The following is a 19,715-nucleotide window of genomic DNA, read 5'->3' as shown; positions in this document are numbered from 1 at the left end:
TGATGGCTCCCGTTTTTGTTATGTCGTGTTCGTCAAACCGCTAGCTCGCGGCTGGCAGCAGACCATCTGCGCGGAACATCGCCTTGATGCCGCGGATCGCCTGACGCGTACGATCCCGATTCTCGATTAACGCGAAACGGACATGCGTGTCGCCATAATCGCCGAAGCCAATTCCCGGCGAGACGCAGACCTTCGCTTCATTCAGCAGCTTCTTCGCAAACTCCAGCGAGCCCATCGCGGCATAAGGTTCCGGTATTTTCGCCCAGACGTACATGGACGCTTTCGGACACTCCACCATCCAGCCGGCCTCATGGAGCCCTTTGACCAGCACATCACGACGGCGCTTATACTGTTCGGCAATATCACGCACGCACTGCTGATCGCCCTCCAGTGCCGCGATCGCCGCCACCTGCAGCGGGGTGAACGTGCCGTAGTCATGATAGCTTTTGATACGAGCAAGGGCATTCACCAGGGTCTTATTACCCACCATAAAGCCAATCCGCCAGCCGGCCATGTTATAGCTTTTCGACAGGGTAAAGAACTCGACGGCGACATCCCGCGCGCCGGGCACCTGCATGATGGAGGGCGCTTTCCAGCCGTCATACACAATATCGGCATAGGCCAGATCGTGGACGACCAGGATGTCATACTGCTTAGCCAGGGCAACGACCTTTTCAAAGAAATCCAGCTCCACGCACTGCGCGGTCGGATTCGAGGGAAAGCCAAGGATCATCATCTTCGGCTTCGGATAACTTTCGCGGATGGCGCGTTCCAGCTCGTTAAAGAAATCCACCCCTTCCACCAGCGGCACCGAGCGCACCTGCGCCCCGGCGATCACCGCACCATAGATATGGATAGGATAGCTGGGGTTTGGCACCAGGACGGTATCGCCATGATCCAGGGTCGCCAGCATCAGGTGCGCCAGCCCCTCTTTCGAACCAATGGTGACAATCGCTTCCGATTCCGGATCGATATCGACGTTATAGCGTTCTTCATACCAGCGCGAAATGGCGCGACGCAGGCGTGGGATCCCCCGCGAGGTAGAGTAACCATGGGTGTCTGGCCGCTGGGCGACGGTGCAGAGTTTTTCCACTATATGCGGCGGCGTCGCGCCATCGGGATTGCCCATGCTGAAATCGATAATATCTTCGCCGCGCCGACGCGCAGCCATTTTGAGTTCAGCAGTGATGTTAAAAACGTACGGAGGGAGACGATCGATACGCGTAAAACGACGTTCAGGACTGGATTCAGCCATAGGTTCCTCTGGTTAACGTTAGCGCCCGGACCGTCCGAGCGACGCTGCCGCTGTTGCGGCTCGTTTAGAAAATAACCTGAAAAAATTCATGTTGTCGAGGGCCCTGACAAAAAATAATCTCTGGCGGAAAAAACGGGTCTCGGCCGCAGTAAATGCGGCAATGCATCGCCGGAATAATGCAGAGTTGCATAAGTGTGATAACACGTTGATATCTTTATTTTCACAGATATTTTTCGTTAAAAGACGTGACTGCCGCTATCACGGTGCCCATCCATTAATCCCCTTTAAAAAGTACGCCTTTTCCGCATTATCTTTCTGCGGCTGGCCTTCTGCCGTCAGGTTTTTTATCATGTCCTTTTCTGGCCACTGACGCGGCGCACCCATGCACGAAATCTTTACTATGATGCTGGCGGTCTATGATCGTGCGGCCCTGATGCTTATTTGCCTGTTTTTCCTCATTCGCCTGCGCCTGTTCCGCGAACTGTTGCACAAATCAGCCCATACACCGAAAGAGCTGCTGGCGGTGACCGCCATTTTCTCGCTGTTCGCACTGTTCAGCACCTGGTCCGGCGTCCCGGTGGAGGGTTCACTGGTCAACGTGCGCATTATTGCCGTGATGTCCGGCGGCATCCTGTTTGGCCCCTGGGTGGGAGCGATTGTCGGGGTGATTGCCGGCGTACACCGCTATCTGATCGATATCGACGGCGTGACCGCCGTACCCTGCTTTATCACCAGTATTGTCGCCGGTCTGCTGTCGGGGTTGATTAACCGCAAAGTGGCCCGCGATCAACGCTGGAAAATCGGCATTCTGGCCGGGATGGTATGTGAGTCCCTGACCATGATCCTGGTGGTGGTGTGGGCACCTTCCCTGAGCCTCGGCGTGGATATTGTTTCGAAAATCGGTATCCCGATGATCCTCGGCAGCGTCTGTATCGGTTTTATCGTGTTGCTGGTGCAGAGCGTGGAAGGGGAAAAGGAGGCCAGCGCAGCGCGGCAGGCGAAACTGGCGCTCGACATTGCCAACAAAACCTTGCCACTGTTTCGGCATGTCAACAGTGACTCGCTGCGCCAGGTTTGCGAGATTATCCGCCGCGATATTACCGCCGACGCGGTGGCGATCACTAATACCGAACACGTGCTGGCCTACGTGGGCGTCGGTGAAGCCAACTATCAACGCCACGACGATATGATCAGTCCTACCACCCGCCAGGCGATTCGTTATGGAAAAATCATCATAAAAAACAATGACGAAGCTCACCGCACGCCGGAGATCCACTCCTTGATGGTGATCCCGCTGTGGGAAAAAGGGGTGGTGACCGGCACGCTAAAAATCTACTACTGCCACGCCCATCGCATCACTTCGACGCTGCAGGAGATGGCGATAGGCCTGTCGCAAATTATCTCCACCCAGCTGGAAGTCTCCCGCGCCGAACAGCTGCGGGAGATGGCCAACAAAGCGGAATTGCGCGCGCTGCAAAGCAAGATTAACCCGCATTTTTTATTTAATGCTCTCAACGCGATCTCCTCCTCGATTCGCCTTAATCCAGACACCGCGCGCCAGCTTATTTTTAATTTGTCGCGCTACCTGCGCTATAACATTGAATTAAAAGACGATGAGCAGATTGATATCAAAAGAGAGCTGTATCAGATCAAAGATTACATCGCCATTGAACAGGCGCGATTCGGTGACAAGCTGACGGTCATCTATGATATTGACGACGACGTTAGCTGCGTGATCCCGAGCCTGCTTATCCAGCCGCTGGTGGAAAACGCCATCGTTCACGGCATACAGCCCTGTAAAGGCAAAGGCGTGGTGACGATCGGCGTCAATGAGTGCGGCAATCGGGTACGTATCAGCGTTCGCGATACCGGTAATGGCATCGATCCCGCCGTGGTTGCCCGCGTGGAAGCCGATGAAATGCCGGGGAATAAAATTGGTCTGCTCAACGTTCATCATCGGGTGAAGCTTCTCTACGGCGAGGGGCTACATATTCGCACGCTCACGCCGGGAACAGAAATTGCCTTTTATGTCCCCAATCACCAAACGCCGCAGGCGCTGACGGAGTCTCTGTTGTCATGAGCGGAGAAAAGATGAAAGTTATCATTGTGGAGGATGAGTTTCTGGCCCAGCAGGAACTCTCCTGGCTTATTAACACCCACAGCCAGATGGAGATCGTCGGCAGTTTCGACGACGGCCTGGACGTGCTGAAATTCCTCCAGCACAACAAGGTCGACGCCATTTTTCTCGATATCAATATTCCGTCGCTGGACGGCGTCCTGCTGGCGCAGAACATCAGTCAGTTTGCTCATAAGCCTTTTATTGTCTTTATCACCGCATGGAAAGAACATGCCGTGGAAGCCTTTGAGCTGGAGGCGTTTGACTATATTCTCAAACCCTACCAGGAGTCGCGCATCATCAATATGCTGCAAAAACTGACCGCCGCCTGGCAACAGCAGAATAACGCCGCTTCCGGGGGAGGCAGCGCGGCGCCGCGTGAAAACGATACTATCAACCTGATTAAAGATGAGCGGATCATCGTCACCAGCATCCATGATATCTACTACGCCGAGGCGCATGAGAAGATGACCTTCGTCTACACCCGGCGGGAATCATTCGTCATGCCGATGAACATCACCGAATTCTGTAATAAGCTACCCGCCGCGCACTTCTTCCGCTGCCACCGCTCGTACTGCGTGAACCTCAGCAAAATTCGTGAAATTGAACCGTGGTTCAACAATACCTATGTGCTACGCCTGCGCGACCTTGAGTTTCAGGTCCCGGTAAGCCGCAGTAAGGTGAAAGAGTTTCGCCAGCTGATGAATCTGTAAGACGGCGGAGAGCTCCGCCGTCCGGGCTACGGCGGTAGCCCGGGAGGAAATACGCTTAAAGCACCTGGCCCAGCGTCTGGCGCAGATGGGCGCCAGAGCCCAGCAGACCTGGATTATCATGTACGATCAGGTAAACCGGAATATCCTGGACATAGGCTTTGAAACGGCCTTTATCTTCAAAGCCGCCGCGGAAGCCGGAGGCTTTAAAAAACTCCAGGAAGCGTGGCACGATGCCTCCGGCGATATACACCCCGCCAAACGTCCCCAGAGTCAGCGCCAGGTTACCGCCAAAGCGCCCCATAATGACGCAGAACAGCGACAACGCCCGGCGGCAGTCGGTGCAGCTGTCAGCCAGCGCCCGCTCAGTCACCTCGCGCGGCTGCAGGTTCTCTGGCAGTCGGCCATCCGATTTGACAATCGCACGGTACAAATTGACCAGTCCCGGACCGGAAAGCACGCGTTCTGCGGAGACATGTCCCAGCTCAGCGCGCAGCTCTTCCAGAATAATCCCCTCTTCTTCGCTATTCGGCGCAAAATCGACATGGCCGCCTTCGCCCGGCAGGCTGACCCAACGCTTATCAACGTGGACCAGATGTGCCACGCCCAGCCCGGTTCCGGCACCATACACGGCGATCGGTTTGCCGGCTACCGGCGCGCTGCCGCCAAACTGAATGAGGTGTTCAGCTTTGAGCATCGGAATGGCCATTGAAACGGCGGTAAAATCGTTAATAATCTCCAGGTGCGCAAAGCCAAGGTTGCGCTTCATCTCGGCGATAGAGAAAGCCCAGGTATGGTTGGTCATGGCCACCCAGTCGCCGGTGATCGGGCAGGCGATGGCGATACAACCTTCCTTGACCGTCACCTGGTGCTCCTCCAGATAGACGCGCACCACCGCCTCCAGACTAGGAAAATCGAGCCCGGAATAGGTCTTTGCACGAGAGATCTCTCCGCTCGCCAGATCACATAGCGCCAGGCGGGCATTTGTCCCCCCGACATCTCCTACTAAAGCAAATTTTGTCATTCCGTTACGGCTCCGCTAAAGTCAAAATAAATCTTTTGGCACACTGTAAATTCATGGCGGCTTAACAACAACGTCCAACGCGCAGACGCCCCTTGTTTAGCGACACAGGTCACATTTAGTTTGTAATCTATGCAAAGTAGCCTGTAAAGGACGCACCGGATATCAGACGCCACCTTAACTTTATCGTTTCAGCACCATTTGCATCGACGGTCCCGGCCGACGAAGGCAAAGTAGTGCTCCAGAACTTTGACAAGGACCTTTTCATGCTCCATCCTCGCGCCAGAACAATGCTGATCCTGTCGGTGCCAGCCATCCTGATTGGTATCGCCTCCAGTCTGGTCCTGATTGTCGCGATGAAAGTTGCCGCGCTACTGCAGCAGGTGCTGTGGAGTAATCTGCCAGGACAGTTTGGGGTGAGCGCCGACAGCCCATTGTGGATCATCGCTATGCTCACCGCGACAGGTCTGGCCGTGGGCCTGGTGGTTCGCTACAGCCCCGGTCACGCCGGGCCGGATCCGGCAACGGAATCGCTCATTGGCGCTCCTATAGCCTCCGGCGCGCTGCCCGGACTACTGGCAGCGCTGATCCTTGGCCTCGCCGGCGGCGTCAGCCTCGGCCCGGAGCATCCGATTATGGTGGTGAATATTGCGCTGGCCGTCGCTATCGGCTCGCGGCTGTTCCCACGCGTCAGTTCACTGGACTGGACCATTCTCGCGGCCTCAGGCACTATCGGCGCCCTCTTCGGCACCCCGGTGGCTGCCGCGCTGATTTTTTCGCAAACCCTCAACAGCAATAATGATACCCCGCTGTGGGATCGTCTGTTTGCCCCGCTGCTCGCTGCCGCCGCTGGCGCGCTGACCACCCGATTGTTTTTCCATCCTCAGTTCTCGCTACCCATTCCGCACTATGTCCAGATGCGCTTCGTCGATATCATCAGCGGCATCATCGTTGCCCTGATTGCGATCGCCGTCGGTATGGTTGCCGTGTGGTGCCTGCCGCGTTTGCATACCCTGATGCATCGGCTGAAAAACCCAATCCTGACTCTGGGCATTGGCGGATTGCTGCTGGGGATCCTCGGAACCATTGGCGGGCATGTCACTCTGTTTAAGGGACTGGATGAGATGCAGCAGCTGGCCTTCAGCCAGACGCTGACCGCTGCCGATTTTCTGCTTATCGCGCTGGTGAAGCTTGCGGCACTGGTTCTCGCCTCGGCCTGTGGCTTTCGCGGCGGACGGATTTTCCCGGCGGTCTTCGTCGGGGTAGCGCTGGGGCTGATGCTGCATGCCCACGTTGACGCCGTACCGGCGGCGATCACCGTCTCCTGTGCGATCCTCGGCATGGTGCTGGTCGTCACCCGCGACGGCTGGCTGAGCCTGTTTATGGCCGCCGTGGTGGTCCCGGATACGACTCTGCTGCCGCTGCTGTGCATTGTGATGCTCCCGGCCTGGCTGTTACTGGCCGGGAGGCCATTGATGATTGCTAAACGACATACCGACTAAACGCGGCTGTTTCGCTCCTCCAGCGCCTGGGTCACCGCGCGCAGGAAATCGGGGATATCCATTTTCGGCAGCATCACCTCGACCAGGGTAAGGGTATCGGAGGTGATGCTTTCCGCCATCGCTTCCCGTAACTCAGCCGTGTGCGTGACCCGCCAACAGCGCGAGGCAACGTCCGGGGCAAAAGCTTCCGGCAGCCGCTGCCAGTCCCACAGGGCAATGTCATTGTAGCGCTGCTCAGGGCCATGAATAGCTCGCTCTACGGTATACCCTTCATTATTGAGCAGCAAAATAAGCGGCTTTTGTTTATCGCGAAGCATAGAGCCCATCTCCTGGATCGTCAGCTGGGCGGCACCATCGCCGACGATCAGCACCACCCGCCGCTCTGCTGCCGCGGTTTGCGCGCCATACGCGGCCGGAAGGGTAAAACCAATCGAACCCCATAGCGGCTGGACGATCAGGGATGCCTCTGACGGCAGCTTTAGCGCCGCGATGCCAAATGCCGCCGTCCCCTGATCGGCGAGGATAATATCGCCGGGGCGCAGCGCATCCTGCACTGTCGACCAGAAATTCTTCTGGGTTAACTCGCCTTCGGCCTCCTCTTCCACTTCCGGTGGCACGACCTGAGGCGCCGCCCACTCCGCCGCCAGCGGAGCGGAGAGTGTCATCAGCGCAGCCAGAGCCTGATCCATCGGCACGCCGCTGAACCAGTGATCACCCACCCTGACGGCGAAGGGCTGGATCTCTATGGTCTTCTCCCGCGCCAGATGCTGGGTAAATCCCGCGGTGATGGTGTCGGTGAAGCGCGTACCGATACAGATGATGGTGTCGGCATTTTCGATCGCCTCCCGGGTCTGCGGCGCGCTGGCAATCCCGCTGTAGGTCCCGACAAAACCGCGCTGCTGCTCATCGAACAACCCCTTGCCCATTAACATCGTCGCGTGGGCAATGGGGGTTTTCGCCACCCACGCCTGGAGCGTGTTCTGCAGACCATAGCGTTGCGCCAGGAAGTCTGCCAGCAGGGAAATGCGTCGACTGCCCCGCAGCAGGCGACTGGCATGTTCGCTGAATCCGGCCAGTTGGTTTTCATCCGCCGGGGTCGCGTCCACCTGCAAGCGCTGGGCCGGCGCAATCGCTGCTGCTCTGGCGACATCGGCCGGCAGCATCAGATAGCCGGGCCGATGATGCGTCAGCATGTCGCGCAGAACGCGGTCGATTTCATGGCAGGCGTTACCGGCGGTCAGCAGCGCCTGGCTACAGGTGATCTGCTCGCTCATGCGGGCGAAATGGCGAAAATCGCCGTCGCCAAGAGTATGGTGCAGCAGTTCGCCACGCTGCTGGGCACCGGTAGAGGGCGCCCCGACGATATGCAGCACCGGAATATGCTCGGCATAGCTCCCCGCAATGCCGTTCAGCGCGCTCAGTTCGCCGACGCCGTAGGTGGTCAGCAGCGCACCGGCGCCTTTGATGCGCGCATAACCGTCAGCAGCATACGCCGCATTCAGCTCGTTGGCGCAGCCGACCCACCCCAACGCATTATGCGCAATGACGCGGTCGAGAAACTGTAAGTTGTAATCTCCCGGCACGCCGAACAAGCGGTCAATACCGCAGTCGACGAGGCGATCCAGCAGATAATCCCCAATAGTGTAGGTCGGTTGCATATCCATTATCCTCATTGTGGCGCAGGTGTAATTTGAGTATTGAATAAGCGATCCGCCTGTCCAGAAGGGGGACGATAATGGCAGTGTAAAGCAATAATTACGCCGAAAAAGCAGTGTACTCCACGCAAAACATTGATTAGTGTAAACGTATACACACCCTGTTTTATCTGCGGAGGAAGAATGGTTTACCAGGCAAGTACCACGCGATATCAAACGATGGAGTATCGCCGTTGCGGACGCAGCGGCCTGCAGCTGCCGGCAATTTCCCTTGGTCTGTGGCACAACTTTGGTGATGAAACACGCGTGGAGATCAGCCGTCAGATGCTCCTGCACGCCTTTGATCTCGGTATTACCCATTTCGATTTGGCCAATAACTATGGGCCGCCGCCGGGTTCGGCGGAGAGCAATTTTGGCCGCATCCTGAAAGAGTCGCTCCTGCCCTATCGCGATGAGTTGATCATCTCCACCAAAGCAGGTTACACCATGTGGGACGGCCCTTACGGCGACTGGGGATCACGTAAATATCTGGTGGCCAGTCTTAACCAGAGCCTTAAACGCATGGGGCTGGAATACGTCGATATTTTTTACCATCACCGGCCTGATCCACAGACGCCGCTAATGGAAACGATGCGTGCGCTCGATCATCTGGTCCGTCAGGGTAAAGCGCTGTACGTCGGCATTTCCAACTATCCTCTGCCCCAGGCGCGGGAGGCGGTGAAGATCCTTAACGACCTCGGTACGCCCTGCATCATTCACCAGCCTCGCTACTCGATGTTTGAACGTGGAGTGGAAGAGGGTCTATTAGATTTTCTGCAGACGGAAGGGGTGGGAAGCATAGCGTTTTCACCGCTGGCCGGCGGACAGCTTACCGATCGCTATCTGAACGGTATCCCGGCCGACTCGCGCGCCGCCAGCAGCAGCCGCTTTCTGCAGCCGGAGCAACTCACCGCCGCCAAAGTAGATAAAATCCGTCAGCTGAATGCCCTGGCGGAAGCGCGCGGGCAGAAGCTGTCGCAGATGGCTCTGGCCTGGGTGCTGCGCGAGGAGAAAGTCACCTCTGTGTTGATCGGCGCCAGTAAAACCGCACAGCTGGATGATGCGGTCGGCATGCTACAGAATCGTCATTTCAGCGCCGAGGAATGCGCGGCCATCGATGCCATCCTTGAACTGTAAAGCAAATGTTACTTTAGCAAAAAGTGCTCTTTTCTGTGCTTTCGGAGTTCGTCCGATGCGACGGGTCTTTACCGGCCCGTAATATCAGGTTAACAGGCCGCTTACGGCCCCGATCGTGAAGGAGAAGAGTATGTTCAGGTCACTGATTCTGGCAGCAGTACTGCTGGCCGCAGCGCCACTAGTCGCTAACGCTGGTGAAATCACCCTGCTGCCATCGGTAAAATTACAAATAGGCGATCGTGACAATTACGGTAACTACTGGGACGGTGGCGGCTGGCGCGACCGTGATTACTGGCGTCGTCACTATGAATGGCGTGATAACCGTTGGCATCGTCATGACAACGGCTGGCACCGCGGCTGGGATAAGGGCAAAAATAAAGCCTGGGAGCGCGGCTATCGTGCGGGCTGGAGCGACCGCGACGACCACCGCGGCGGCTGGGGACGCGGCCCGGGTGGGCGCGGTCACGGGCATGGACATGGCCATCACTAACAACAGACTTAAAGGGGAGCCTATTGGCTCCCCTTTACTTTAACCAGCACGGGTAATGAATTACGCCACCCCGAGCAGCGACCCCACAATTAACCAGCCGTTGAGACTCACCACGATAACCACAATGGCCCAGCCAATACCTCTCACCCAACGGGAATTCACTAAATCTCCCATCAGTTTCGCATTGCTGGTAAATATCAGCAGCGGCACCAGGGCAAGTGCAATACCAAAGCTCAGCAGGACCTGACTCATTACCAGAATGCGCGTAGGATCCAGCCCCAGCAGGATCACCACAAACGACGGCAGCATGGTGACCGCCCGGCGAAACCACAGCGGAATATGAAAACGGATGAATCCCTGCATCACGACCTGGCCTGCCAGCGTGCCCACCACCGTCGACGACAAGCCTGCGGCGACCAGACTGAGACCAAAGATAGTCGCCGCCGCGTGGCTCAACAGCGGCTCCAGCGTCCTGTAGGCCTGATCGAGATCGGCCACGCCGGTATGGCCATTAAAATGGAACGCCGCGGCGGCCGTTGCCATCATCGCCAGATTGACGAACCCGGCAATAGTCATGGCGATCGCCACATCCCAGCGGGTCGCGTTATAGCGCTCTTTCCGCGTCCCGCCGTGCAGATGCTGAGTAAGCGAGGAGTGTAAGTAGATAACGTGCGGCATGATGGTCGCGCCCAGCACCCCGGCGGCCAGGAATACCGCTTCGCCGTTGGGCAGCGTCGGGATCACCAGCCCTTTAGTCAGGGGAGCCAGCGCAGGCTGAGAAAAGATTAACTCCACGACATAGGCCACAGCGACAAACAGCAGCAGCCCGCCGATCACCTTTTCAAGCGGTTTTTGTCCACGCCGCTGCAACATCAGGATCAGGAACGTTGCCACTCCGGTCAGCACCGCTCCCTGCAGGAGCGACACGCCCAGCACCAGTTTAAAGCCGATCGCGGCGCCGATAAATTCAGCCAGATCGGTGGCCATGGCAATAATTTCTGCCTGTACCCAGTAAAACCACACCACTGGTCGCGGGTAATGATCGCGGATCTGCTCGGCCAGGTTTTTGCCGGTGGCTATGCCCAGTTTGGCAGAGAGCACCTGGATCAGCATCGCCATCAGGTTGGCCCACACCACCACCCATAGCAACTGATAGCCAAAGCTGGCGCCGGCCTGAATGTTTGTGGCGAAATTACCGGGATCGATATAGCCAATGGCAGCGACGAAGGCTGGCCCCATTAAGGCGAGCTTCACCTTGCGTGCGGCGCGACTACTGCTATTCTCAACGCGACTGCTAGTCATCTTCTGCCTCTGGAAATATAGCCTTTGCTATGTTTCATGCTATCAAAATGCGAATGATTATCAAGTTCATTTGGGATGGAGATAATGATTGCTGTGATAGAAGGGAACAATTGCTGGCCGGAAATGAAATACGGGCGTCAGAAAACGAGATCGAGCCCGCTATTAAGAATAGTACAAGAATGCAACTTTTAAAACCTTTACGTAACATAACAAAAGTGGATGTTTGATCACTATTTTTGCCATTGGTCACAGTTCCTTGCAATAGTGTGCAATTGATCTCGTTTTCTTTAAAGCCGTTGCATAGAATGTGCACGGAAATTTAACCTGCCTCATATTTGGAGCAACTATGGACCGCGTCTTGCATTTTGTCCTCGCGATCGTTGTGGTGGCTATACTGGCCCTGTTGGTCAGTCATGACCGTAAAAAGATCCGTATTCGTTATGTTGTTCAACTGCTTGTCATTGAAGTCCTGCTGGCCTGGTTCTTCCTGAACTCCGATATTGGTCTGGGTTTTGTGAAAGGCTTCTCCGAGATGTTTGAAAAACTCCTCGGCTTTGCCAACGAAGGGACAAACTTCGTGTTCGGCAGCATGAACGACAAAGGTCTGGCCTTCTTCTTCCTTAAGGTTCTGTGCCCTATCGTCTTCATTTCCGCGTTGATTGGTATTTTGCAGCATATTCGTATCCTGCCGATTGTCATCCGCGCTATCGGTACCGTTCTGTCAAAAGTCAACGGTATGGGCAAGCTGGAGTCCTTCAACGCCGTGAGCTCGCTGATCCTCGGTCAGTCGGAAAACTTTATCGCGTATAAAGATATTCTCGGCAAAATGTCGCGCAACCGCATGTACACCATGGCGGCGACGGCGATGTCTACCGTGTCGATGTCCATCGTAGGCGCGTACATGACCATGCTGCAGCCGAAATATGTCGTCGCGGCGCTGGTGCTAAACATGTTCAGCACCTTTATCGTGCTGTCATTGATTAACCCGTACCGCGTGGAACAAAGTGAAGAAAATCTGCAGATGTCGAATCTGCACGAAGGTCAAAGCTTCTTCGAAATGCTGGGCGAGTATATTCTGGCGGGCTTTAAAGTTGCGATCATCGTGGCAGCGATGCTGATCGGTTTTATCGCACTGATCTCCGCGCTGAACGCGCTGTTCGCCACCGTGACCGGCTGGTTTGGTTACAGCATCTCCTTCCAGGGGATCCTCGGCTATATCTTCTACCCGGTCGCCTGGGTGATGGGCGTGCCGGCAAGCGAAGCACTGCAGGTGGGCAGTATTATGGCCACTAAGCTGGTCTCCAATGAATTCGTCGCCATGATGGATCTGCAGAAAATCGCCTCAACGCTCTCTCCACGCGCGGAAGGCATTATCTCCATCTTCCTGGTTTCCTTCGCCAACTTCTCGTCTATCGGTATCATCGCCGGGGCGATCAAAGGCTTGAACGAAGAACAGGGCAACGTGGTATCTCGCTTCGGCCTGAAGCTGGTTTACGGCTCCACGCTGGTCAGCGTGCTGTCCGCTTCCATTGCGGCACTGGTTCTGTAATACACGTCAATCATCTGAGCCGGGCAATGCCCGGCTTTTTTTTATCTTTCACTCATTCAACGGCTGCGGCTTACCGACCAGGTAACCCTGCAGATAATTCACGCCCAGCTCCAGCAGGCGCCTTTTTTGCGGTTCGCTTTCGACATATTCCGCCACCACGCTCATCTGTTTCACTCGCGCCATCTCAACAATCGATTTCACCATGATGGCGTCCAGGGGATCGGTCAGAATGTCGCGCACGAAGCAGCCGTCAATTTTAATGATATCGGCCTGCAAGTTCTTCAGCCGTTCATAGTTCGCATATCCGGTGCCAAAATCATCAATGGCGATAGCGCAACCAAACGCGCGCAGCGCTTCAAGGTTTTTCTGGCTGGTATCGGCATTGGAGAACGCCTGCTCTTCAGTCACTTCAATCGTGATAAGACCCGGTGAAACACCATAGCGTTTAAACAGCGCGATAATCTGCGCGGCGCTGTCTTTTTGCATCAGGGTTGAAGGCAACAGATTGACCGAGAATTGTTGCCCAGGATGCCGATGAAGCGAACTAAACAAAGTCTCCAGTACCAGCATGTCAAAGCGCTGGCTTAGGTTAAACTGCACAATCAGCGGAATAAACTGATCGGGCATGATGACGTTGTCGCCACTGCGCATACGGGTAAGGATCTCGTAATACCCCTCTCCTGCCGCATTCTGAATCGGCTGTGCATAGAGCACCAGCGCCCGTGCTTTAAGGACCTGTTTAACACGCATCAGAAGGCGTACCTGCTCGGTCGTTTGATCCACCACCAGCTCCTGCTCCTCATCCAGCGCCAGCACCCGACGTTCGCTCCCCGCCTGTTCGGACAGCCAGCTTAGCTGGCCGAGCATCGGATGTAGCGCCTCACCCTGGCCATCGTAGCGGCTCCATGCCGCGCCAAACTCCAGGTCCAGAGGCTGATTGTGCCAGCTGAATTTTTTGTGGTTGAGAATGGCGACCATATGGTTCAGTCGCGCCGCGGGATCGGGTCCGCCTAGCACAAGGATTAATTCACTACCCGGTACCTGGAAGACTTTATCCGCTGCCCCCAGCAGAGGCTGCAGCGCCCGAATGATTTGCCGTTTACAGTCTACCCCCATCATCAGGCCATAATGCCGACTGAGGAAATCGAGATTATCAATACGCAGGCTGCAGACGGCTTGCTGAGAACCACTCTGTAAATGACTCTCCAGCGCGCGCAGGTTAGGCAAGCCGGTCAGCGGATCCTCTTCCGCCTGGCTGCGCCAGCGGCGCTTATTACGGTCGCTGCGGGCATAAATGTCGGCCATATAAAACAAACAGATAGTAAAGGAGATCAGTACCGACAGCACAAAGGACAGTGAATACTCACTTTGCACTCCCTGGAGAAAGTTTTTGTTATATACCACCAGCAAAAAGGCCGAGACAGACCATGAAATACGCAGCAGCGCATGACCTATTCGACTGATACCGATAAAGTAGACAATAAAAATAACCGGAACTAAATAACCGGCAATAAATTCAGACTGATACGGCGCACATAATAGCGTTAATATCAGCGCCAGCGCGATAAACCAATATAGGGTAAAGGAGCGATATTGCGGTGCCAGCCACGGTAAACATTCCTGCCGCCAAAAACGCCGGGCATAGCGTAGACTGATAATCATCCGCATTGGATAATAAAGGAACGTGGTAAAAATTAATGCCGCGCTGATTAAACTTTGGATATCTATCACGGTATAAATCAACGGCATACTACCAAAATAGCTGGTAATCGATAATGGAAACGCAAAATATTGCCCGGCGAGATACATGGTGATCTTCAACAGTACCGGTGCAAAGAAGCCGCCCCAGAAGATTCGCGCCCCCATATGCTTCGCCGTAGGACCACAGCGCCAGCGCTTACCCACTATCAGACGTAAAATAGCGCAGGAAACGAATACCGCGAATAGCTGACAAAAAAGTAAGATAAACGCCTGTGGTAGCGTTAATTTGATGATAAAACTATTGGTGATGGCAAACGCGAGAATTAATGGCGCGATCGCATAGCGGCCGAAGATAAAAATAACAGAAAACATTACGCCGATTGGCAGCCAGGCAATATAAATAAGATTGCCATCAATAACCGTTTGCGGTGAAATAAAACGGGCCAGCGGAATGGCGACTAAACAGACGATAAAGGCCAACAGAGTTTTTTTGATATTAATGTTAATTTTATCAACCATTATTGTTAATTAAAACTCCAACAACCTCATTACGTTTAATGGGGGAATGTTATGTTGCTTATTTAGGGTAGGCAAGGTGATTTATCAGGAAAAAGTCTGAAATTACTTTCGATTTTAATTGCTGGAGATTAACTGACTTAACCAGAAAGTGCTTTACATGAAAGCATATAAAAACAAAAACCCCCGCCAAGGCGAGGGTTCTGAATTTTGGTGGAGCTAAGCGGGATCGAACCGCTGACCTCTTGCATGCCATGCAAGCGCTCTCCCAGCTGAGCTATAGCCCCACAGGACCTCTTTACGAACCAAATCCGCTGGGTGCAGAATTTGGTGGAGCTAAGCGGGATCGAACCGCTGACCTCTTGCATGCCATGCAAGCGCTCTCCCAGCTGAGCTATAGCCCCGTAACGTAAAGCGTGTCGTGTTGACGGGCGGCATAATATGAATTCCTCGCTCAGGTGTCAACGGCAAAATTATCCCAGCCGATTCAATCGCTGAAAAAGCAGGCAACTTGCTGACAATGCGAGCCTTATCGCAGCCAGAAGTTAAACTGGTCACCTTTTCAAGTAAAAGGATGCTATAACATGGACAGCTAATTCCCATACATTTACTCAGGAAATAGTATGCTCAAGGAACGAATGACACCTGAAGAAATCGCCCATCTGACTGGCTACAGCCGGCAAACTATCAATAAGTGGGTGCGGAAAGAAGGCTGGCAGACCTCTCCACGGCCTGGCGTCCAGGGGGGCAAAGCGCGACTGGTCCATGTCAATGAGCAGGTCAGAGAGTTCATCCGCAGTGCTCAGCGCGTGGCAGAGACGCCCGGCGCCTATTCCACCCACGACAGCGATCTGGAATCGCTGCTGTTGACCCTCTGTAAAGAATTGACCCCCAGCGAGCAGAAACAGCTTATGTCGCTGCTGCTGCGCGAAGGGATCACCGGGTTACTGCTTCGGTTAGGGATCCGCGATCGGTAAACGATGATGAAACTGAAAGATAAAATGACACCCGCAGAGCTTGCTGACTGTCTGGGGCTGGCAAGACAAACCATCAATCGCTGGGTTCGGGAGAAAAAATGGCGTACGGAGGCAATTCCCGGCGTCAAAGGTGGACGAGCACGACTGGTGGTCATCGACCAGCCGGTGCTGGAATTTCTCACTAACATCCCTGCCAGGCGCCATTTGTTTAGCGATAATGATCTCGCGGAATCGCCGGGCGCTTACCTGGTCAATGAAGCCGACGTGGTCTGGCGGCAGATCACAGAGACCCTTCATCTGATGACTCAGGAAGAACAATTACGGCTACGCGATCTGCTGGCCCGGGAAGGGATTAGCGGTTTTCTTAGCCGCCTGGGCATCGCCAGCCCCAGGTAGCGGGCATAAAAAACGGCAGGGATGACCTGCCGTTGTTTCCTCTACATCGCTATCAGGAGGCCTGAGCCTCACGTTCCGCGATAAAAGCCAGTGCTTTATTAATACGCTCTACGCTGCGCGATTTACCAATAGCGTGAACGGTAACGTCAAGCGCAGGAGACTGCCCTGCCCCGGTCACAGCCACGCGCAGCGGCATACCGACTTTACCCATGCCCACTTCCAGCTCATCAGCGGTTGCCTGAATGGCGTGGTGAACGTTTTCCGCCGTCCAGTCGCCGATCGCCGCCAGCTTATCGCGAACCACTTCCAGCGGCTGACGCGCCACCGGACGCAGATGTTTCTTCGCTGCATCAGCGTCGAACTCTGCGAACTCTTCATAAAAGTAGCGGCAGCTCTGGGCAATCTCTTTCAACGTTTTGCAACGTTCGCCCAGCAGTTTCACCAGCTCGGCCAGCTGCGGGCCGTTACGGGTATCGATATTTTCCTGCTCGATATGCCACTGCAGATGCGTCGCCACATAATCCGCCGGCAGCGTATTGATGTAATGATGGTTCAGCCACAGCAGTTTATCGGTGTTGAACGCGCTGGCGGACTTGCTCACCGCCCCCAGCGAGAAGAACTCGATCATCTCTTCACGGGTGAAGATCTCCTGATCGCCATGGGACCAGCCCAGACGAACCAGATAGTTGAGCAACGCTTCCGGCAGGTAGCCGTCGTCACGATACTGCATCACGCTGACCGCACCGTGGCGTTTGGACAGTTTTTTACCATCATCGCCATTGATCATCGATACGTGGGCGTAAACCGGCACCGGCGCATTCAGCGCTTTGAGGATGTTGATCTGGCGCGGCGTGTTGTTGATATGATCTTCACCACGGATCACGTGAGTGATCGCCATATCCCAGTCATCCACGACGACGCAGAAGTTATAGGTCGGGGAACCATCGGTGCGGCGAATGATCAGATCGTCCAGCTCCTGGTTGCTGAACTCAATCGGTCCGCGGATCTGGTCGTCAAAGATAACCGAACCTTCCTGCGGGTTAGCGAAACGCACGACGCAAGGCTCATCATCCGCATGATGCTCGTGACTATGGCGGCAGCGGCCGTCGTAACGCGGCTTCTCACCGTTCGCCATCTGCTCTTCACGCAGCGCTTCCAGACGCTCCTTCGAGCAATAGCATTTATAAGCGGTGCCGGCTTCCAGCATCTCATCGATCACGTTGTTATAACGGTCGAAACGTTTGGTCTGGTAATAGGGACCTTCATCCCATTGCAGATTCAGCCAGTTCATGCCGTCCATGATGGCTTCAATTGCTTCCGGGGTGGAGCGTTCGAGATCGGTGTCTTCAATACGCAGCACAAACTCACCGCCGTGGTTACGGGCAAAAAGCCAGGAATAGAGAGCAGTACGCGCACCGCCAACGTGCAGATAGCCTGTTGGGCTTGGCGCGAAGCGAGTTTTGATTTTCATGAATTGGCCTTACGTTTAATAAAGATGCCGATAGCCGGCAATGTCCGGTGGAAATTATGGGTCAATATTCTAACACCGTGGGCTGATTCCTCAATGTTGTTCCCGTCGGAACGTCACGGTTTGCCATTTTTGTTTATAAATCATACTATGCCGCCGGTTTTGCGATCGCTTTGTTTAATTTTACGACGAACGAACGAATTCTTTAGAAAAGGCGTTGACTCATTTTCAACTCTCCCTATAATGCGACTCCACACAGCGGGGGTGATTAGCTCAGCTGGGAGAGCACCTCCCTTACAAGGAGGGGGTCGGCGGTTCGATCCCGTCATCACCCACCACTTTCTCGCCAGCTGGATTTTCTGTCAAAATATGAAGTACCGAAGTGGGTGATTAGCTCAGCTGGGAGAGCACCTCCCTTACAAGGAGGGGGTCGGCGGTTCGATCCCGTCATCACCCACCACTTTCTCGCCAGCTGGATTTTCTGTCAAAATATGAAGTACCGAAGTGGGTGATTAGCTCAGCTGGGAGAGCACCTCCCTTACAAGGAGGGGGTCGGCGGTTCGATCCCGTCATCACCCACCACTTCGGGTCGTTAGCTCAGTTGGTAGAGCAGTTGACTTTTAATCAATTGGTCGCAGGTTCGAATCCTGCACGACCCACCAATGTAAAAAGGCGCCCTAAAGGCGCCTTTTTGCTATGCGCTGAACTCAACGATTCGGACCTGCAGCAGGTTCGGGTCGAACGAAGTGAGACAACGGAGCCGCTCACGGCGACGGCCCGAAGGGCGAGGCGAAGCCGAGTCATCCTGCACGACCCACCAATGTAAAAAGGCGCCCTAAAGGCGCCTTTTTGCTATGCGTAAAACACAACCTGCCGCGAGTTCGCCCCCAGCAGTCCCCTTGTCAGCGCTGATAAAGCGGATCTTCAACCCTGGCGGCGGTTAAATTCTCTCCTTCCTCACGCACAATTTCCCATAACGCCTGAGCGGCAGTCGACAGCGAACGATTTTTCCGGCATGCCAGCATCAGCTGCCGCTCGACCACCGGGGTCAGTCGCTTCACCGTCAAATGGCTTCCCTGCGGTAACGGCAACGCCAGCGCCGGCAGTACGCTGATGCCAATCCCCGATTCCACCATCGGAAAGAGAGTTGCCGGGTGGCCAATCTCCTGCACAATATTCGCCCGGATAGCCAGCCTACTGAGGGCTGCATCAATCAAAGGGCGACTACCGGAGGCATAATCCTGCAGGATCAGTCTTTCATCCTGCAACGCCTGCCATGGTACTTCCGTCAGGTCGGCAAAAGGATGATCCTCCCGACACAGGAGTAAAAAGGGCTCCGCCAGCACGCCCTCACACTGCAGGTCTGTCGCCGGGCCAGGGTCGATCACAATGCCGAAATCCACTTCCCCATGGCGAATACTCTCCAGCACCCACTGCTGGGGACGGTCATGCAGCACAAAATCAATATCAGGGTATCGTCGATTACTGTGGGCAATACACTGCGGGATCAGGTGGGCCGAAATCGTCTGGCTGGCGGCGACCTTAACGGTCCCGCTCAGCTGCTGTCCTACCCGCCCGGCGTCGCGCAGCGTCACCGCCAGTTCATCAAGCAAACGCTCCAGCCTGCCCGCCAGCTGTTGGCCCGCTTCGGTAAGCACCACTTCGCGGGTGGTACGATCGAGCAGACGAACGCCGGTCTGATGCTCCAGCTCTTTAACGCTGTGGCTGACAGCCGACTGGCTCAAGCCAATCATCTCCCCTGCCCGGCTGAAGCTTTTAGCCCGGGCGACGGTGACGAACACTTTTAACTGACGCAGAGAGTAATTCATCTTTTTTATTCATGAATAGATGCAATAAATCAATTTTATTTCTCAAATGAAA

Annotated in this window: 16 protein-coding genes, 6 tRNA genes and 1 other RNA gene; 13 read left to right on the top strand and 10 right to left on the bottom strand. The window is 55.0% G+C overall.

What is annotated here, in order from left to right; translation table 11 throughout:
- Nucleotides 1-40 precede the first annotated feature (40 nt).
- Both alaC and B8P98_RS30755 read right to left on the bottom strand, forming a co-directional pair.
- Complete coding sequence (gene alaC / locus B8P98_RS08050) at nt 41-1,255, bottom strand: alanine transaminase (RefSeq protein ID WP_025711417.1); 1,215 nt, start codon at nt 1,253-1,255, stop codon at nt 41-43.
- 258 nt (nt 1,256-1,513) lie between these two features.
- Nucleotides 1,514-1,639, bottom strand: coding sequence for a hypothetical protein (locus B8P98_RS30755; RefSeq protein WP_042929107.1), 126 nt, complete (start codon nt 1,637-1,639; stop codon nt 1,514-1,516).
- Here B8P98_RS30755 and B8P98_RS08045 point away from each other — a divergent pair.
- On the top strand, nt 1,638-3,335 hold the full coding sequence (locus B8P98_RS08045) for a sensor histidine kinase (protein ID WP_025711418.1): 1,698 nt from the start codon (nt 1,638-1,640) through the stop codon (nt 3,333-3,335). The genes B8P98_RS30755 and B8P98_RS08045 overlap by 2 nt on opposite strands.
- An 11-nt stretch (nt 3,336-3,346) precedes the next feature.
- On the top strand, nt 3,347-4,084 hold the full coding sequence (locus B8P98_RS08040; protein ID WP_025711419.1) for a LytR/AlgR family response regulator transcription factor: 738 nt from the start codon (nt 3,347-3,349) through the stop codon (nt 4,082-4,084).
- Nucleotides 4,085-4,139: 55 nt separating this feature from the next.
- Here B8P98_RS08040 and glk read toward each other — a convergent pair whose 3' ends face one another.
- Complete coding sequence (gene glk, locus B8P98_RS08035; RefSeq protein ID WP_025711420.1) at nt 4,140-5,105, bottom strand: glucokinase; 966 nt, start codon at nt 5,103-5,105, stop codon at nt 4,140-4,142.
- A 263-nt stretch (nt 5,106-5,368) separates the two neighbouring features.
- Here glk and B8P98_RS08030 point away from each other — a divergent pair, with 263 nt between their 5' ends.
- Nucleotides 5,369-6,604 (top strand): ion channel protein, encoded by a 1,236-nt coding sequence (locus tag B8P98_RS08030; protein WP_025711421.1) that lies wholly within the window; start codon nt 5,369-5,371, stop codon nt 6,602-6,604.
- On the opposite strand, the gene B8P98_RS08025 is transcribed toward B8P98_RS08030, so the two are convergent.
- Complete coding sequence (locus tag B8P98_RS08025; RefSeq protein WP_025711422.1) at nt 6,601-8,262, bottom strand: alpha-keto acid decarboxylase family protein; 1,662 nt, start codon at nt 8,260-8,262, stop codon at nt 6,601-6,603. The genes B8P98_RS08030 and B8P98_RS08025 overlap by 4 nt on opposite strands.
- Nucleotides 8,263-8,442: 180 nt before the next feature.
- Between B8P98_RS08025 and mgrA the strand changes: the two genes are divergently transcribed.
- Together mgrA and B8P98_RS08015 are read left to right on the top strand one after the other, a co-directional pair.
- A complete protein-coding gene (gene mgrA, locus B8P98_RS08020) occupies nt 8,443-9,435 on the top strand; it encodes an L-glyceraldehyde 3-phosphate reductase (RefSeq protein ID WP_025711423.1) in 993 nt (330 codons plus the stop codon).
- Between the two features lie 130 nt (nt 9,436-9,565).
- The gene (locus tag B8P98_RS08015) at nt 9,566-9,925 is read left to right on the top strand and encodes a DUF2502 domain-containing protein (RefSeq protein WP_023340588.1); all 360 of its coding nucleotides are present in this window, start codon (nt 9,566-9,568) and stop codon (nt 9,923-9,925) included.
- Nucleotides 9,926-9,985: 60 nt separating this feature from the next.
- Here B8P98_RS08015 and B8P98_RS08010 read toward each other — a convergent pair whose 3' ends face one another.
- Nucleotides 9,986-11,227 (bottom strand): Nramp family divalent metal transporter, encoded by a 1,242-nt coding sequence (locus B8P98_RS08010; protein WP_042929110.1) that lies wholly within the window; start codon nt 11,225-11,227, stop codon nt 9,986-9,988.
- Nucleotides 11,228-11,573: 346 nt separating this feature from the next.
- On the opposite strand from B8P98_RS08010, the gene nupC reads away from it, so the two are divergent.
- Nucleotides 11,574-12,776, top strand: a complete 1,203-nt coding sequence (gene nupC, locus B8P98_RS08000; protein WP_025711426.1) for a nucleoside permease NupC — start codon at nt 11,574-11,576, stop codon at nt 12,774-12,776.
- A gap of 48 nt (nt 12,777-12,824) precedes the next feature.
- Here nupC and B8P98_RS07995 read toward each other — a convergent pair whose 3' ends face one another.
- From B8P98_RS07995 to B8P98_RS07985, 3 genes are all read right to left on the bottom strand, one after another.
- Nucleotides 12,825-14,996, bottom strand: coding sequence for an EAL domain-containing protein (locus B8P98_RS07995; protein WP_080896881.1), 2,172 nt, complete (start codon nt 14,994-14,996; stop codon nt 12,825-12,827).
- A gap of 208 nt (nt 14,997-15,204) precedes the next feature.
- Nucleotides 15,205-15,280: transfer RNA gene (locus B8P98_RS07990), tRNA-Ala, on the bottom strand.
- Between the two features lie 41 nt (nt 15,281-15,321).
- Nucleotides 15,322-15,397, bottom strand: a tRNA-Ala gene (locus B8P98_RS07985).
- A gap of 219 nt (nt 15,398-15,616) precedes the next feature.
- Here B8P98_RS07985 and B8P98_RS07980 point away from each other — a divergent pair.
- Complete coding sequence (locus B8P98_RS07980) at nt 15,617-15,970, top strand: YfeC-like transcriptional regulator (protein WP_025711428.1); 354 nt, start codon at nt 15,617-15,619, stop codon at nt 15,968-15,970.
- Nucleotides 15,971-15,973: 3 nt separating this feature from the next.
- Nucleotides 15,974-16,366, top strand: coding sequence for a MerR family transcriptional regulator (locus tag B8P98_RS07975; protein ID WP_080896880.1), 393 nt, complete (start codon nt 15,974-15,976; stop codon nt 16,364-16,366).
- 52 nt (nt 16,367-16,418) lie between these two features.
- Here the strand turns inward: B8P98_RS07975 and gltX are convergent, their stop codons facing one another.
- Nucleotides 16,419-17,837, bottom strand: coding sequence for a glutamate--tRNA ligase (gene gltX, locus B8P98_RS07970; RefSeq protein ID WP_025711430.1), 1,419 nt, complete (start codon nt 17,835-17,837; stop codon nt 16,419-16,421).
- Nucleotides 17,838-18,096: 259 nt separating this feature from the next.
- Between gltX and B8P98_RS07965 the strand changes: the two genes are divergently transcribed.
- From B8P98_RS07965 to B8P98_RS07945, 5 genes are all read left to right on the top strand, one after another.
- Nucleotides 18,097-18,172: transfer RNA gene (locus B8P98_RS07965), tRNA-Val, on the top strand.
- A 46-nt stretch (nt 18,173-18,218) separates the two neighbouring features.
- Nucleotides 18,219-18,294, top strand: a tRNA-Val gene (locus B8P98_RS07960).
- Nucleotides 18,295-18,340: 46 nt separating this feature from the next.
- Nucleotides 18,341-18,416, top strand: a tRNA-Val gene (locus tag B8P98_RS07955).
- A gap of 4 nt (nt 18,417-18,420) precedes the next feature.
- Nucleotides 18,421-18,496 (top strand) — tRNA-Lys (locus B8P98_RS07950).
- A gap of 22 nt (nt 18,497-18,518) precedes the next feature.
- Nucleotides 18,519-18,654, top strand: a non-coding RNA gene (locus tag B8P98_RS07945) — RtT sRNA.
- Nucleotides 18,655-18,736: 82 nt separating this feature from the next.
- Here B8P98_RS07945 and B8P98_RS07940 read toward each other — a convergent pair.
- A complete protein-coding gene (locus tag B8P98_RS07940; protein ID WP_095032863.1) occupies nt 18,737-19,663 on the bottom strand; it encodes a LysR family transcriptional regulator in 927 nt (308 codons plus the stop codon).
- Between the last annotated feature and the right edge of the window lie 52 nt (nt 19,664-19,715).

This window comes from Klebsiella quasivariicola, from assembly GCF_002269255.1.
In the GTDB taxonomy this organism is placed as follows: Bacteria; Pseudomonadota; Gammaproteobacteria; order Enterobacterales; family Enterobacteriaceae; genus Klebsiella; species Klebsiella quasivariicola.
This window is presented reverse-complemented; position numbering and strand designations above follow the sequence as displayed.